A 16,729-nucleotide genomic window follows, 5' to 3' on the forward strand; every position below is an offset into this window, starting at 1 on the left:
CACCCCCTGCCCTGGCTCAGCGTTCCTGCTGCAGCTGGCGCCGCTGCTCGACGCTCAGCCGCGCCAGTTGCCGGGCATCGAAATCCTGGCCCACGCCGACGAACTGCACCGGGCTCGCGGGGTCGTAAGGCAGGCCGCGCATCGGCGGCAGCGCGGCCCGGGGCGAGGCCGGTGCCGGCTCGGCGCCCGGTGCCGGCTCGTTGCCGAAGCCCAGCACCCGCACCGTGAACACCGAGGGCAGCGCCTGGCGCGCCGCCACGCGCTCGCGCTGCATCACCTCCTGCGCCGCGCCCGCCGCCTGAGCGGCCGCCGCGCTGGCGTTGCTTAGCGCGCCCACGTTCACCGCCGCCACGGTCGGAATGCCGGTGGCCTCGCCCTTCACCGCGATGTTGGCCGCGTTCACCACCTGGAGGGCCGCCAGGTTCACGTTGCCCGAGACGCGGATGCCCGCCTCGCCGGCATCGATGGTGCCCAGCGGCGCGATCAGGTCGATGTCGCCCGCCGGTACTTCCGCGATCGGCGCCAGCGTCGCAATGCCCGCGCCGGTGCTCGGCACCACCGACGAGACCGAGACGTTGCCCCACTGGTCGTAGACCCGCTTGGGCGGCGTGTAGACCACCGTGGTCTTCGAGCCCCGGCCCGCGTTGATGTCGCCCGCGGCCGACCAGGCCTGGATGCCGCCGCCGAAGGTGGTCATGATCCGGCTCTGGCCCAACAGGATGCTGCCCAGCGAGTAGATCGCGATGTCGCCCGCGCCCTGGGTGATCACGCCCGCAGTCGACGGTGGCGCCGTGCCCTCGATGCCGAAGGTCTGGGCGCCACCCGGCGTGAGCAGCTGGATGTCGCCGCCGAAATCGGTGTGCACGCCGGCACCGCCGAAGAGCGTGATGTCGCCCTGGTACGCGAGCGGCTGGCCGGCCGCATCCTGCCCGGGGAACAGCGCGGCGATGGCGGCCCGGCCGCGCACATAACTGCCCTCGCGCACGCCGCCGGCCTGGGTGTACTCGCGGCCGGCGGCCAGGAGTTCGGCGAAGTACACGCTGCGCGCGAACACCCGTTGCTGCTCGGCGGGCAGCGCGGCGTAGTAGGCGCGCGCCTGCGTGCCGTCGCCGGCGAAGCCGAAGCGCGCGGCCAGCCAGGCAGCCAGTTCGTCCTCGTAGGTCTTGACGGTCTTGCCGATCGCCAGGCTCTCGCCTGGCTGGGTCAGCCTGGCCGGGTCGAGGTAGCCCTCGACGAAGCGCCGGTAGTCGGGGCCCAGCGGGCCCGCGCCCGCCTGCATCACGACGCTGGCGCCCGGGCGCTTGTCGCCGGAAGCCACGGCGCCGAGGCTGGTGACGCCGACCTTGTCGTCCATGCGGATGTCGCGGCCGGCCGTCAGTTCCAGCGTGCCGGGTCCCGCGACATTGAAGGCGCTGTAGATGATGTCGCGGCCGGCACTGACGATGGAGACGTCGGTGGGACTCTGGTGCACGAACAGGTTGCCGGCCTGGTTGTAGGAACCCGTCGAGGTCTCGCCAGCGATGGTGCCGCCCAGTTGCGTGCCGCTGCTGACGATGTCGCGGCCGGCCAGCATCCATACCGGGCCCGCGCCTTCATGGAAGGTCTGTCCGACGCGCGGGTCGTACGGGTTGTTGAGCGTGATGGAGCGGCCGCTGTTGACGCCCAGCAGGTCGCCGCCCAGCGCATAGAAGCGCGCCGGCTCCAGCGCATCGCCCCACGACAGGCTGGCGGTGTTGGGTCCGAAGGCGAACAGCGGCGAGAGCCCCATGCGGGCCACGCTGCCGTCGCTCGACAGATTGCCGGCGCCCTCGATCGGGCCGAGCAAGGTGAAGGCCTGGAAGGCCGGATGCAGGACCGTCGCCAGCGACGACGGCGCCGCGCCGGAACGGCTGATGGACAGTTCCCCGCCATAGATCGACTCCGCCGCCAGCAATTCCAGTTGGCCGCGCGCCGACGGCGCCAGCACCAGCGCGCCGTGCGCCGGCACGACCGTCGTGTCGAGGGCCGCGGCGCGGCCGTAGTACAGGTTGCCGCTGGCCGCGACCGCCCGCAAGGTCGAGGGATAGACCGTCGCCATGTCGGTCGGCGTGGACTCGGTCAGCGGCGTGAGGTTGCCGCCGGCGGCGAACAGGTCCACCGCCGTGCGTTCGGTCCAGAGGCTGAACCAGCTCTGGCCGAAGCCGGGGGCACCGGCGCTCCCATAAGGTGACGCGTTCGTCTGCGGCGCGCGCCCCGGGTCCGCCACGTCCTGCACCACCAGGTCCCCGCGGGTGGCCAGGCTGACGGTGGCGTCGCCCGGCAGCAGGCTCAGGCCGCCGGCCGCGCGGGCCGTGCCGTAGCCGATGGGATCGAAGGCCCGCACTTCGTTGGGATTCTTCTCCCCGTCGCGGATGCCATAGCGCAGCGTCAGGCTGCCGAGGGCGCCGCCGGTCAGCTGCACATGTCCCCGCACATCGACCAGCGCGCCATTGAGATGGCCGCCGGTGATCTGGCTGCCGGGGTTCACGGCGCCGCCGACCCGCAGGTTCAGGTCGCCGCCACCGGTGAGCTGCAGGCTGCCGTCGGCCGCGACCCTTCCGGTACTGCCCACCGCCAGCACCAGCCCCGGGCTGCGCGCGTTGACGTTGACTGGCACGTAGCCCACCGCCAGAGGAGCGATGATTCCCGCATCGCCGCGCACCTCGACATCCAGGTTGCCCCCGCCCAGGGTGCCGAAGCCGGTGAAGCCGACCATCTGGTCGGCGCCACCGGTCAGGCTTGCCGCGTAGGAACCGAAGTTGATCCACCAGGCGGTGGCCTGCGCCCGGTCGCCGCTCAGGCCATTGCCCTGGCGCCACAGCCAGTTGCCGACGTTGGCGGTGTCGTGGCCGCTGTCGGTGTTCACGGGGCGCCCGGCGTTGGCCGAGGAAGGACTGACGATGTTGCCGCTCAGGTTGCCGCCCACCTTCAGCACCAGGTTGCCGCCGCCCTCGGGATACCACGCGCGGTACACGCTGTCCGGTCCGCCGTTGACCAGTTTCTCGTTGCCGCCCGCGTCGCCCAGCACCCGGCCATTGGGGCCCAGGGCCCGGCCCAGGTTGTAGGGGTCGCCGGCCGCGGTGCGGGCCGAGGAAGTGCCGGCCGTGTAGACGCCGTAGAGCGACTCCATGCTCAGGTGGCCCGCGGCCAGCAGGTCCAGGTCGGCCGCGCCGGTGCGGACCACGCTGAAGCGGGTGCTACCGCCCGTCACCAGGGTGTAGGCATCGCCGCTCATGACACAGTAATCGGGATAGTCGCTGCACATGCCGTCATAGGCATCGCGGACGAAATCGATCGGCTGTCCGGCCATGCTGTCGTCGCCGAAGAAGTCCATGGAGCCCTGTTCGCTCCACACGAAGGCGCCTTTGCCATGGGCCCCCAGATGGCTGTCGGCCAGCCGCAGGTTGCCGGACACCGGGTGCGGCTGCAGCTGGCGGCTGTCGGCCGCCTCGGTGTCGGCGCCGGCCACCAGCCGGATCGACCAGGACTGGGCGCCGTCGGCCAGCATGGGCGCGACCGCCCAGTTCTGGCCCTGGCGCCCGGCCTCCTCCACCCGCAGCTGCACGAAGGCCGCGCCGCCCGGCAGCTTGACGTTGGTGCGCGCGGGCAGGATGGCGCCGCGCGGCAGGACCTTGCTGCCGTTGAGGCTCACGGTGGCGGTGGTGCCCAGGTTCCCGGGCAGGGGAACGCCCTTGGGCCAGACCATGGCCTTGACCCGCGCGAGGCTGACCAGCAGGGTGCCGGCGTCCAGCGTGCTGTTGACCGGCAGGGTCACGTTCTGGCTCAGCAGCGTGCCCGCGGGGTACAGCACCTTGCCCGCGGCGTCCCGCACGGCGGCCGCCAGCACCGTGCCGGCCGGCAGCACCAGCGCCGCGGTGAGGGATGCCGGCACCGGCAGCCGGGTGCCGGCGATCAGGTTCAAGGCCTTGATCGGCAGGTCGAAATTGAGGATCACGCCGGCCGGGAAGGTGGTGCCGTCGGCCAGGGTCACGCCGCTGCCCGGCACCACCACGTTGCCGCCGGTCCAATCGACGCCGGCGCGCAGGATCCAGCCCTTGTCGTCGTCGGTCGGCGGCGGCGGCGCGAAGCCGTCGTTGATGCTGCCGTAGATGTTCAGGTCGCCACCCGCGCGCAGCGTCAGCCGGCCCACCTCGCCGGAGCCGTAGACCGCCTTGTCCTTCGGCGTGTGGGGGTTGACGCTGGCGTAGCGGTAGCCCGACAGGTCGAGGTCGCCCTGCACCACCAGGTCGCCGTCCGGCGTCCTGCTGACGATCTCCACGCCCGGGCGCAGATGGAAGGCATCGGCATAGCGGGCGTTGTTCAGGCCCGCGAGCCGGTGGCGCATCAGGTCGTCGTTCTGCAGCGCGGCGTCGATGAAGCGCTCGCTCAGCACATGCTTCCGGTCGAGGTAGGACTGGTCGATCACCTGGTACGGGCGTCCGCTCGCGGTGGCGTCGGTCCGGGTGGGCGCGTCGTCGTAGCGGGCCATGCCGTTGAGCGCGATCGAGCGCGCGCCCTCGATCTCCAGCCGGCCGCGGGCGTCGATGGCGATGTCGTCGCTGCTGCCGTCGGCCTTGGACACGCGGGGCGCGTCGAGCTCCAGCGTGCCGCGGCTGCGGCCGTCGTTCTGGCCCGCCGCGCTGCCCACGGCCACGTCGGTGCCATGGCGCAGGTCGATGCGCGCGCCGTCGGCCAGCGTCAGCGCACCCGTACCGGAAGCCAGGTTCACGATGGCGCGGTTGGGCGCATCGATGATCTTGCCGTAGCTGTCCACGCGCAGGCGGCTGCCATGGGCGTCGAGCACCGCGCTGCTGTCGAGGCTCAGGCCGTTCTTGCCGGCCAGCGTGATGCTGCCGACGCGCTCGCCGCTGGCGTCCACCCGGCCCGCGACCCGCAGGCTGCCGTCGTCCACCGAGACGCTGATGCTGCTGGCCTTGAGGTCGTTGCCGATGGTGAGGTCGCCCTGCTTGAGCTGGAAGCTGCGCGCGCCGAACACGCCGCCCTCGTTGAGGCGCTGGTTGAGGGCCGCGAACTGCGCGTCCAGGCTGCCGCTGGCGCCCAGGCGCTGGGCCTGGACCTCCACCGCGCCCGACAGGTAGGGCATCAGCGTGCCGCCCGCGTCGTACTCGCCGCTGCTGCCGCCGAGGATCCGACCTGCCAGGTCGACGCTGCCGGCCGCGCCGTCCACCGCCACCACCCGCAGTCGGCCGGCCTGGTTGTTCCGCGCCGACAGGTCGATGGTCGAGCCCGCCGCCTGCAGCACGTTGCCCGCGCGGCTGTCCAGCAGCACCTCGCCACCGGCGCTGTACTTGCTCAGGTCGTTGAAGGCGATGGCGCGACCCGACACGTCGACCGAGGCCGCATCGGTCAGCACCACGTCGCCGCGCGCGTCCAGCGTGAGCTTGCCGCTGGGCAGCACCACGGCGCTGGCCAGGCGGATGCTGTCGCCTTGCAGGAACAGTTCGGCGCCCAGGCCCTCGGCCTGGCCGACCGGGCCGCCCGAGGCCGCGATGTCGAGGGCGCCGCCGGCCGTGATGCGGTTCACCGAGGCGGCCTCGCCGGTCATCAGCGGCGTCGTGATGTGCAGGTTGCCGCCGCTGTAGGCGAAGCCCTGGAGCGGGTCGTACGCGCCCTGGCGCTGGTAGACCGCGAGGCTGCCCTTGTGGTTGGTCGTGATGCGTTCACTGGCAGTGAGGTCCACGTCGGCAAAGCCCAGCGCCAGCCGGCCGAAGCGGAGGGTGGTGCTGGGCTGGGCGAAGGCGCCATAGCCGAAGTCGATGCGCTCGGTGCGGATGTCCAGACGTCCGCTGCCGGTGCCGGCACCGCCCGCCACCACCGCGGACGGCGGGGTGGTGGCGCCCTGCCAGATCAGGTTGGCGGTGCGGATGGTCGCCACGTCGTCGGCGCCGCCGGCGCCATAGATCGCCGGGGTCGAGAGCAGCAGCTTGCTGAGCAGCGACTTGCCGGTCACCGCGTCGTAGGTGTCGAGCGCGGCCGTGCCGTAGAAGTTGAAGCTGTCGCGCGCCGAAAGCTGCAGCGTCTCCAGGGCCGGCGCGCCGAACTGCGTGTCGCCGCGCAGCAGGCGGTCGAGCACGGGCTGGGTCAGGGTCAGGCCGGTGGGCAGGCGGTTGGCGGCCGCGGCGGCGGCCAGGGCTTCGGGACTGCCGACGTTGATGCTGCTCAGCCCCACGTTGAGGTGGCGGGTGCCGTAGCGCACCGCCTCGCCCATCTGCAAGGTCTTGTCGGTCATGGCGACGATGCTGCCTTCGGAGTAGAGCGCGGTCGCCCCGCTGCAGGGCGCGCTGCTGCACACGCCCAGGCGGATGCCGCCGCTGTCCTGCGCGAAGGTCGGGCTGATCACGTCGAGCAGGCCGTTGGACACCGCCAGCATGTTGCCCACCTGGTAGACGAAGCCGTCGCGCGCGTCGTAGCTGGCCTTGCCGCGACCGATGGTGTTGATCGACGCCCCCTGCTCCACGATGACCGCGCCGGATGCACCCTTGCTCACCATGAACACCTCCGGCGCCGCCAGGTGCGCGCCGTCCCGCAGGATCATCGAGCTGTTGCTGGCGTTGATGCCCTGCACGAGGTTGATGTAGTTGCCGGTCTGCCCATACAGGACCACGGTCATGCCGCCGATCATCAAGCGCGAGGCGCCCAGCGCGTTGAGGCTTTCCGCCGCCACGGTCACGCCGCCGAAGCCGCTGGTGGCCGGCTTGCCCGCCGCCACCACCTCGATGCCGTCGTAGTCCATGTTCAGCAGCGCCACGGTGCCGCCGTAGCCGCCGGTCGCGGCCTCGAAGCGGCCGATGCCCTCGAAGGAGAAGGCGTCCGCCCCGGCACCCTGCCTGAGGCCCAGCTTCAGGGTCCTGGCATCCACCGGCAGCAGGGGCCGGGGCACGGCGAGCCGGGCCGCGTCGGCCATGGCGAAGGACGCATAGCCGGTCTCGTTGTACTGGGCGTAGCGGCGCAGGGTGTCGGCCGGCGTCAGGGTCAGCTGGCTGGCGACGGTATCGGCGATGCCGGTGTGGGCGACCGACAGGCGCCCTGTCGCGGACCAGGAGCCATTGCGCAGCGCCTGTGCGCCCGCCCCGGTGCCCGGGCCGGCCAGGCCGTTGATCTCCACGCGGAAGGCCCCGGGCATCAACGCATAGGTCGACGGCATCAGCGTGTAGGTGCCCGCGGGCAGCCCCGGCACGCCAGCGCCGATCGTGACCTGCCGCCCGACCAGCGCAGCCGACGCACCGCCCTCGGGCGCCACCGGCGCCTGGCCCGGCTGCACGCCCGGCACGAGCGCGTAGACCGGGTTGGTGCCCAGTCCCGGCAGCACGAAGCCGCCCTGGTTGCCGGTCTGCACCAGCGGGTGGTAGCGCGCATCGGTGGAACCGCCGCGCCCCGACACGAAGCCGGCGCCGAGCAGCTCGCCGCCGCCGGACAGGTCCACCGTGGCGCCAGGCTGCACCACCACCGACCGGCTGCCCAGGATCAGGCCGACACCCAGCTCGCCGTTGGTGTTGCCGCCCTGGCCGAGGAAGCTCACAGGTTTGCCGTCGTAGCTGTAGACCTGGCCGTCGACCGTGCCGCCGTAGGGCAGCACCAGGCCCTTGCCGCTGACCGAGCTCAGGCTGCCGGGCTGCAGCACGACGTCGCTGCTGCCCAGCGAGCCGATCTCGAGCCGCCCCAGGGGCGCGCGCACCACACCGCCCTGATGGATGGTCGGGCCGCCCAGCTGCAGGCGGCCGAAGGCCGAATACGGCACGGCGGCATCGCCCTCGCCGCTGCGGGCGATGGTCAGGGTGCGCGTGCGGTCGTAGTGGAAGCCGGTGAAGTCGTCGGACACGGCGCTGAGGAAGCCCGCCACCACCCGGGCGCCGACGTCGGTCGCCGGGTACAGCTGGGCGGCCCACAGCGTCATGTCGCCCTTGGTCAGCAGCTGGGTGCCGATGCCCAGCGCGATCGCGTCCGGGGTGGCGCCGGCGAGGAAGCGCAGGTCGCCCTGGCTGTTGATCTGCACGTCGTCGAAGCCGCGGCGCTCGACGCTCACGTCGCTGCCGTCGGCCTGCGGCAGCTTGCCCAGCGCGCCGAACAGCACGTTGCCGCGCACGTCGATGAGGTTCGCGCTGGCCTCGAACACGGCCTCGGTGTCGCGCTGCGACATGGTCGGCAAGCCGAACACCGGGCGCAGGTACCAGTCCCGGTTGGCTTCCGGTGCGGCGAGGATGCCCGCCAGCAGCAGGTGCGGCGCGGAGAGCCGGACCCGCGACGCGGCGGCGGCGTTGTCAGCCAGGCCCATGGCGGCGCTGTAGAACCGCAGGCTCTGGCCCATGTCCAGCGTCACGTCGCCGTCGAAGCTCAGCAGCCCGTTGCTCAGCACCGAGAGGCTGTCGAAGCCGCCGGCACGGACCTGGTCCACGCCGAGCCCGCCATGGCCGTAGGCGAGGCTGTCCGCGGCCGCATCGGCCGTGCCCGGCAGCGGGCTGCTTTGGTGCACCTGGCCGAGCATCAGTTCGCGGATCTTGGTCACGCGGTCGCTGACCGCGTCCTTGACGTAGTACGGGCTTTCCAGCGCCACCGACAGGCTTCCGCCCGCTGCGCCCGCGCCGCCGGCCCGGGCCGTGAAGCGGCCGTCCAGGTACAGGCCGTTGTTCGAGGCCAGGCTGATGCTGCCGCCCTGGCTCGCCACCTGCACCCGGCCCTGGCCCGGAATGTCCAGCGCCGCCTGGTCGCCCGACGCCTCCAGCCGTGCGCCCTCGCGCACCACCACGAACAGGTCGCTGGCCGTCGCGATGCCGGTGACCGGGTCGATCTGGCCGCCGACGACGATCCTGCCGCCGTCGCGCACCTGGCCGTAGCTACGGCCATGGTCGTCCACCGCGCTCACCGCGCGGGCCGCCACGTCGATCAGCGCCTGCTCGCCGATCCAGATCGAACGGCCGTGACCGGCCGCCTGGGCCGCCTCGAAGCCACGGGCTGTCAGGCCGGCCAGCGACACGCTGCCGCCCCAGGCACGCAGCGTACCGTCCAGCGTGAGCTGGCCGACGCCGCGCAGGTCGATGGCCTGGCCGGGGTCCACACCGATCAGCGCGCCCTGGCCCACCACGGCCTGCACCACCGGCAGGTCCTCGGCGCGCGTGTTGATCGTGCCCGCCTGCAGCGACAGGCTCGCGCCCTTGCGCTGCGTGAGCACGCCCTTGACGGAGTCTTCCTGGTAGAGCGGTGGCGTCCACAGGGTCAATGCATCGGCCGGTCGGCGGCCGGTGGCGCTGTCCAGCGCCTCGGGGCCGAAGCGAAACACCGGCATCGTGACCTCGACCTGCGCGCCATCGGCCACCGCGAAGCCGTGGTTGCCGATCAGGGCATAGCGGCCGAAGCCCTTGTCGAAGAAGTCGGCGCCGAGCGCCAGCGTGTCGGCGGTCAGCATGTCCGGCGTGTCGCCGATGGCGATGCGACGGGTCTGCAGCGTGAGCGTGCCGCCGCCGTCCACCCCGTGGCCACGCAGCACCGCGCCCTCGAGCACCACCTGGCCCGCGCCGGTGTTGAAGCCGTCGGACTCGAGCGTCACGTTGCCGCCCTTGCCGCCCTGCGTCTTGGCCTTGGCCAGCAGCGCGGCCCCCGAGGACACGTCGACCACGCTGCCTTGCCCCAGCACCACGTCGCCGCTGCTGCGCACCGACACATTGCCGCCGTTGCGGAAGGCCACGCCGCCGCTGTCGACCGGGTCCTTCAGCAGGTTGGTCCACAGCCCGCTGGTGTCGAGCCTGGCGCCGTCCGCGAGCCGCACCGAGGCCACGCGGCCCTCCGGTGCAATCAGGGTGCTCGTGTCCTTGAGGCTGTTGGCACCGACCTGCTCCAGCACGTTGCCCAGCTGGATGCTGCCGCCGTGCGCCACCAGGTCGGCACCGACCGATACGCTCGGCGCGTACAGCGTGATGTTTCCGCCGTGGCCGGCCTGCAGTGCGCCGTCCACCGCGATGCTTTCGCTCGCCGCGATGCGCACCGCACCCAGGCCGAACCCACTGAGCAGGGTGGTGTCGAGCACCACCGTGTCGCGCCGCTCGGCCGGCAGCACGCTTGACAGGTCGAGCCCCGCCGCGATGGCCTGCACCGTGTCGCTCAACCTCACCTGCTTCACGCTGCCCGCGTCGAGCCGGCGGTGCAGCGCGCCCGTGTTCTTGTCGAAATAGCTCTCGTAGCTGCCGACGATGAGCTGCCCGCGCTGCGCGGCCGCGAGGCTCGATTGGCGGTAGCCGTCGAGTCCCGCCTGCGCCGCCTGCGTCTGCCGCGGCCCCTGGAAGGCCTCGGCCACGATCTCGCCCTCCAGCACCGCGGCCGGGGTGCCGACGATCAGCAGGCCGGCATCGCGGCCCACCGTGTAGCCGCTCTCCAGCCGCTGCTGCGCGCCGATCAGCGGGCTGTAGAAGTATTCGGTGGCGTTCTTGCCCCAGCGCGCGTGCGCATCCTCGAAGCCCCGGTAGACGCCCGTGTACAGCAGGTCGCCCGGCGCCTTGTTCACCTCGTACAGCCGGCCGTCGGCGCCCTTGAGCCAGCTCTGGTGGAGCTTGCCGGTCTGCACGTCCAGCGTGCCGCCCGACAGGTTGATGCTCGAGCCGCGCTGCGTGACCAGCTCGCCGCCACCGAAGTTCACCACCCCGCCCTGGGCCATCCATTCGCCCACCGTGTGGCCCTGCGTGCCCAGGTAGCCGCCGACTTCCAGCAGGCCACCGCCCGTGTACCAGCGCTCGCCCGCGTAGCCGTTGGTGCCGCCGGGCACGAAGACCAGCGAGCGCCGGTCGATCCACAGGTCGTTGTTCGCGAGCTGGTTGCTGTCGCGGTTGCCCGGCGCATCGCGCTGCTCGTTGCCCTGCACGTTGATCTTGACGTTGTTCGAGGCCATGGAGAGCTTCACGCCCACCGCGCCCGACACGTCGATGCGCGCGCCCTCGCGCACCAGGCTGCGTTGCGCGGCCTCGACAACCACCTGGCCGCCCGTGGCCAGCGTGAGCGAGTCCTGCAGGAACTCCACCGTGCCGCCGCTGGCGACCTCCACGCGCGACAGGTCGCGCCGGTCCTTGCCCGCAGGCATGAGGCCGCTGCTGTTGTCGATCGGCACCGCCGGGCCCATCAGGCCGGTGCGCTGGCTGTCCAGCGCGGTGGCGTCGCTGTCGTCGAGCGCGATGGCGGTCACGCTGCCGGTGCCGAAATGCACGGCCCCGGTGGCACCGCTCGCCGCCAGGTGCACCGTGCCGCGGGTGTTGACCGAGGTCGTCGACAGCAGCACGCCCTGCTGCCGCAGCTCGCGCCCCGTCATCGTCACATCGCCTTCGCGCGCCACGATCAGGCCGGTGTTCGTCACCTGGCCCGCCAGGCTGTCGGTGGCGAACTGCGGCGTGACCTCGTTACCGCGCGTGGTCGAGGCCTGGTTGCCGCCGGTGCCCACACCCTTGCGGATCAGGAAGCTGTCGCCCGCGGCCAGCGCCGCCTGGCCCTTGGGCGCGGCGATCTCGCCGGCGTTGTGCACTTCCTGGCCCAGCAGCAGCACATAGCCGCCGCCCTCGGTCGAGGTGCGGGGCGCCAGCGTGGCGATGCGTGCGCCGGCCTGCACTTCGACCTGGCCCTGTGCGCCGGTGAAGCTGGGCGCGCTGCCGTTGCTGTAAAGCCCGTTGGCCTGGAACTGCGCATCGCCGATGTGCGCGGCCGCGGCCACCAAATTGCGCGTGTCGACCTGGCTGCTGCCACTGAACACGATGCCGTTGCGGTTGGCGATCAGCACCGTGCCGTCGCCCTTGATCCGGCCCTGGATCTGCGAAGGCCGCGCCTGCGGATCGTTGACGCGATTGAGCACCGCCCAATCGGCCTGCTGCTTGAACTCGACCGTGGTGTTCTTGCCGACGTTGAAGCTCTCCCAGTTGAGGATCGCCTTGTCGGCGGTCTGCTGGATCGCGACGTTGGTCTTGCCATCGGCCGTCGTCTGGGCCGGGCCATTGGCGTTCAACCAACCGGCCGTGAGGCTGTTCGTGTCGACCTTGAGGCCGCCCTCGGCCAGGCCGTCGGGCACGCCGCCACCGGCCGCCAGCGCCGCCGCGCGGGCCGCGGCCTGCGCCGCCTGCTGCGCCGCGATGCCGCGCGCCGCGAGGTTCAGGTTGTCGATCGAGCGCGCGAGCTGTGCCTGCGCTTGCTGCTGCTGCGCCTGCGGGTTGGTGAGCGAGGACACCGGCAGGCCGTTGGGCAGCCGGCCGGTGGCCGCGGCCGTGTTCTGGATCGCGCCCTTGGCGGCGAACCATGCGCCGCCCAGGGCCTGCTGGGCCTGCGCGTCGGCCATGACGCCGCTCGCGACCAAGGCCACGGCGATGGCCTGTGCGATCGGCGCCCGCCGGAATCCGCGCCCCTGCATGGCTGTGCCTGGAAGGTTCTTGTCGCCGCGTCCGCGTGTGTTCATGTGAGGTTTCCGCCCGGTGATGGTGTCGCTGCCATGCGGCGGGCCGTCTCGTCGCGGCCCGCCGGATCCATGGGGGTGTCCACGGCACGAGCGCTGCGGAAACTTCCCCCTCTGCAGGGTTGACGAGTGGCCCCGGGCCGATACCGCAAACTTTTTTCGAAGCCGCCGCGGATCGGGAAAAACAGAGGCCGCGCGCCACACCCTCGAACACACACGACAGCGTAGGCCGCGCGCATGACACGCGGCCGATCCCTTCCTGCAGGTGGTTCTCGCGTAGCGCGCGTTCAGCTCAGGAGCAGCAAGCCGCCGGGCAGCGACCGCGCACGGAGTTCGAAGGCTTCCTGCACTTGCCACAACGCGAGGTCCAGCGCGGCGATGGCGAAACGGCCGCTGACCGGCTTGCCGCGCAGCGCGTCGTTCATCAGCACCACGCGGCCGGCGCGGTAGCGGTTGATCTCGTCGATCGCATCCGCCAGCCGGGTCTGGTCAAACACCAGCATGCCTTCGCGCCAGGCCGAGACCGTGCGCGGGTCGATGGGGGCGATGCCGCTGATCGCACTGGCGCTGTAGACCGTCTGCTGGCGCGCCTCGAGCGCGCGCAGCCCGGCCGGATGCTGCACGCGCACCGCGCCCTCGATGCAGGTCACGCAGACCTTGCCGTCCAGGTGGCGCACCTCGAACTGCCCCGCGCTCGCCTGGCTGCGTCCCACGCCCGCCACCACGGTGAACGCAGGGCCGCCGCGCTTCAGGTCGATGGCCGCCTCGCCCGCGATCAGGTCCAGCCCGACCGGCTGGCCGTCCTCGGTCTGGCGGCGCACGCTGGTGCGCGTGTTGAGCGTGACCTCGACGCCGTCGGACAGCCGCAGCGGCCGCTGCTCGCCGGCCGCGGTGCGGTCGTCGGCCGCCCATTCGTCGGGCGCTGGCCACAGGCCCATGGGCGGGCGCAGCACCGCCATGCCGGTCACCGCCGCCGCCGCCATCGCCGTGCCGAGGAAGACCCGGCGGCCGCGCACCGGCATGACGGGTGCCCGCGCCTGCACTGTGGCGGCCTCCGGCTTCATCCGCAGCAGCGCGCGCGCCGACGGCTCGATCGCGTCCCAGCGCAGCTTGACCTGCTGGTAGGCGGCCCGGTGCGCGGGGCTGGTCTGGACCCAGCGCCGGAAGCGCTGCGCATCGATGTCGCGGGCGTCGCCCGAGCTGAGCAGGCGCAGCCAGTTCCACGCCTGGTCCTCGAGACCGGCGGGCGACGTGGGTGCGTTCTGTTCTCTCATATGGGATGACGAATGGCGGGCCGCGAAACCCGCATTATTTTTGCTGCGCGGCCAGGCTGGCGTCCAGGCGCTCATGGCAGCGCTTGAGTTCGTACTCGACCGTGCGCAGCGAAACGCCCAGTTGCAGCGCGGCCTCCTTCTGCGTCATCCCTTCGGCGTGCACCAGCAGCGCGACCGCGCGGCGGCGCTCGGGCATGCGGTCCAGCAGTTGGCGCACCGCCTCGAGTTCCGAGCGCGCCTCGGCGGTCTGCGCCGGCCCCGGGGCCGGGTCCATCACCTCCTCCAGCAGCTGGTCGACGTCGTCGCCCGACAGCAGGCGGCTGTGCCGGCGCTGCACGTCGACCGCGATGTTGACCGCCATGCGCGACAGGTAGGCGCCCGGGTTCTGGATCGGCCCGAGGTCCTCGCCGCCCTTGAGCCGCAACCAGGTGTCGTGCAGCGCGTCGCCGGCGTCCTCGGCATTGCCCAGCTTGCGCGTGAGCCGCTGCTTGAGGGTCGCATAGTGCTTGCCCAGGTAGTCGAGCAGCACGAGTTGGGTGTCTCCGGACATCGCTAGCCCGCGCCCTGGAGCGGCGCGCAGCGCGGCCCGGTGCCCGGCAGCTCGGGCGCGATCCTGATCGTGAGCGGCTGCTGCACCAGCGCCACCGGCGGTGCACGCTCGATGCGCACGCGCCGCAGCGTGTCCAGCAGCGCCGCATCGCGCTCGGCATCGCCGCTGCCGCCGATGAGCCGGGTGCCGCCGACGCGCCCTTGCGCGTCGAGGTCGAAGCGCAGCACCGCGCTGTAGTCGCCCGGTCGGCTGCGTCGATCGGCGCACAGTGCCTGCCAAACACGCGCCTGCACCAGACCCGCATAGCCTTCCGCGCCGAACAGCGCCGCCATGCCGGACTGCGGCGGTGTGGCGGCGGTGGCGGTGATCTCCTCCCTGAGCACGAAGGTCTGGCCCAGGTGCGAGCTGCGCTGGTCCGCGCCGAGGCCCGAGCCCGCGAGCAGCGTCTGCAAGGCGGCGGCGGCGGAAAGACGGCCCCGCACCGCCGAGGACACGCGGTGCCCGAGGGGCTCGCTGGGCAGCAGCACCGGCTGGCCGGTGGTGTCGGCATAGCGGTCCAAGGCCGCGCTCAGGGGCTGTGCGGGGATGTCGAAATCGAACAGCGGTGACGCCCCATCGGACACCCGACCGCCGCGTACGCTGCCGGCGGGCCCGTGCAGAGGCGCGGCGTAAAGCGCGTCATCCGCACCCCAGGCCGGCGCGGCAAGCCCGCAAAGCAGCATGCGCAGGATGACCCCGTGGCGTCTCACGCTGGCTGCGTGGCAGCGCACCGCGAAGCGTCCTCGCGCCTTGCCTGGCCGCGGGTGCGCACCCGCCCGCAGGCGTGCCGCGAGGACCATGAAGGGAGGACGATTCGAATCGACAAGGTCTGCGCACCATTCCAGTAAACACCGCATGGTGGCGCCCCAATACGACAGCCTCGTTACATCGCCGCAGCGAGCGCATATCGGCAGACGCCGCATGGCCTTTGCTTGTCGCGCCCGCGCGGGCTTCCTAAACTCGGACGCGTGCACACCTCCTCTACGTCTTGCCGTCATCTCGACGGCCTGCGCCCGTCCCTCGCGATGGGCCTGCTGCGTGGACGCCGCATGGCGGGCACGGCAGATCTCCGGCCCACGCCCGGACATCCCTGAGCCCGGCGGTCCGCCCCTTTCTCCTTCTTCGCGCAAACCATCGACCGCCGGGCATCCGCCCCGCGCGGTCGCGGCCGTCCCGTGGGTTTCGGGGCCGCCGCATGCGATGGACCGCGCGCGTTCGAACGCGCGCGCCGGCCGTCGCCGAAAGAGACAAGACGATGCAGAACATCCAATCGATCCTGGCCGTGACCGACCTGTCGATCGACGGCAACCTGGCGATGGAGCGCGCCGCGCGCCTGGCGCTGGCCCACGGCGCGACGCTCCAGCTGATGTACGCGGGGCCCGCCGGCAGCGCGCCGCGCCTGGGCGCCGCCAGCCACCTGGCCCAGCTGGCGCGCGAGATGAGCAGCCGGCTGGGGCTGGCGGTCCGCACGGTCGAGCGGGCCGTCAATGCCGTGGCGGACATCGCCGCCCAGGCCCGCTCGGTCGACCTGCTGGTGCTGGCCCATCGCCGCGACCGGACACTGGGCGCGCGCATCCTCGGCCAACCCGTGGAACGGCTGCTGCGCCAGTGCCGCTGCCTGGTGCTGGTCACGCGCGTGCGGCCGCGCCGCCACTATGAGCGCATCGTGGTGGCGGTCGACCTGGGCCCCGCATCGCAGCGGCTGCTCGAGCTCGCGGGCCGCTTCGATGCGCAGGCCGAGATCGCGCTCTTCCACGCGCTGGGCGAAGGCCATGAGGCCAAGCTGCGCTACGCCTCGGTGTCGGAAGCCGTGATCGACGCCCACCTGCGCGAGCGGCTGCACCAGGCCCGCGTGCGCATGGCCGGGCTCAGCGGGGGATCGGATGCGCGGCGCAACCGCGTGATGTCGGCCATCGGGCGCGGCGACCCGGCGCGCCAGCTGGCGATCCAGCAGGACTACCTGCGGGCCGACCTGGTGGTCATCGGGCGGCCGCGGCGTCCGCCGTTCGCGCAGTGGCTGTGCAGCAGCCTGGCGCAGCGCCTGCTGGGCTGCGTGGGCAGCGACGTGCTGGTGGTGCCGGAAGACGCCGTGGCCGCGACCCGGCCACGCGCCAAGCAGCGGCTGGACGCCGAGCGTGCTGTCGGCTTTGGCTGACGGGCATCGGCGCGATGGCCTGAAGCGCTCGGGCGGCGGAAGCTGCGACGGTGGCGTTTTACCGTTTGGAGACCCGCATGACGAAGCACCCCGCCCCGCCGCAGAAGCCCGCCACCCTGCACGAGGAGCCCGAGATCACCCAGGAGGAAGCGGTGCCCAGCGACGGCAAGGACACCGAGGGCGAGAAGCTCATGAAGAAGGTGCGCAACCCGAAGCTCGACGAGGCGCCGGGCGATGAGCGCACCGAGGACTGAGCCGGC

General features: G+C 72.3%; 6 protein-coding genes. 2 read left to right on the forward strand and 4 right to left on the reverse strand.

Going from position 1 to position 16,729, the window contains the following annotated elements; all coding sequences use genetic code 11:
• Window positions 1-16 precede the first annotated feature (16 nt).
• From K0H49_RS24580 to K0H49_RS24595, 4 genes are all read right to left on the reverse strand, one after another.
• A complete protein-coding gene (locus K0H49_RS24580) occupies window positions 17-12,454 on the reverse strand; it encodes a filamentous hemagglutinin family protein (protein ID WP_257625112.1) in 12,438 nt (4,145 codons plus the stop codon).
• Window positions 12,455-12,738: 284 nt separating this feature from the next.
• Window positions 12,739-13,725, reverse strand: coding sequence for a FecR family protein (locus tag K0H49_RS24585; RefSeq protein ID WP_219218203.1), 987 nt, complete (start codon window positions 13,723-13,725; stop codon window positions 12,739-12,741).
• A 34-nt stretch (window positions 13,726-13,759) separates the two neighbouring features.
• Window positions 13,760-14,275 carry an RNA polymerase sigma factor gene (locus K0H49_RS24590; RefSeq protein ID WP_219218205.1) on the reverse strand — a complete coding sequence of 172 codons (516 nt, stop codon included), beginning with the start codon at window positions 14,273-14,275 and terminating at the stop codon, window positions 13,760-13,762.
• A gap of 2 nt (window positions 14,276-14,277) precedes the next feature.
• The gene (locus K0H49_RS24595; protein ID WP_219218207.1) at window positions 14,278-14,835 is read right to left on the reverse strand and encodes an energy transducer TonB family protein; all 558 of its coding nucleotides are present in this window, start codon (window positions 14,833-14,835) and stop codon (window positions 14,278-14,280) included.
• Window positions 14,836-15,569: 734 nt separating this feature from the next.
• On the opposite strand from K0H49_RS24595, the gene K0H49_RS24600 reads away from it, so the two are divergent.
• Complete coding sequence (locus tag K0H49_RS24600; protein WP_219218209.1) at window positions 15,570-16,469, forward strand: universal stress protein; 900 nt, start codon at window positions 15,570-15,572, stop codon at window positions 16,467-16,469.
• 77 nt (window positions 16,470-16,546) lie between these two features.
• Window positions 16,547-16,723 (forward strand): hypothetical protein, encoded by a 177-nt coding sequence (locus K0H49_RS24605; protein WP_219218211.1) that lies wholly within the window; start codon window positions 16,547-16,549, stop codon window positions 16,721-16,723.
• Window positions 16,724-16,729: the final 6 nt, after the last annotated feature.

The organism is Variovorax boronicumulans (assembly GCF_019352895.1).
GTDB classification, from domain to species: Bacteria; Pseudomonadota; Gammaproteobacteria; order Burkholderiales; family Burkholderiaceae_C; genus Variovorax; species Variovorax boronicumulans_A.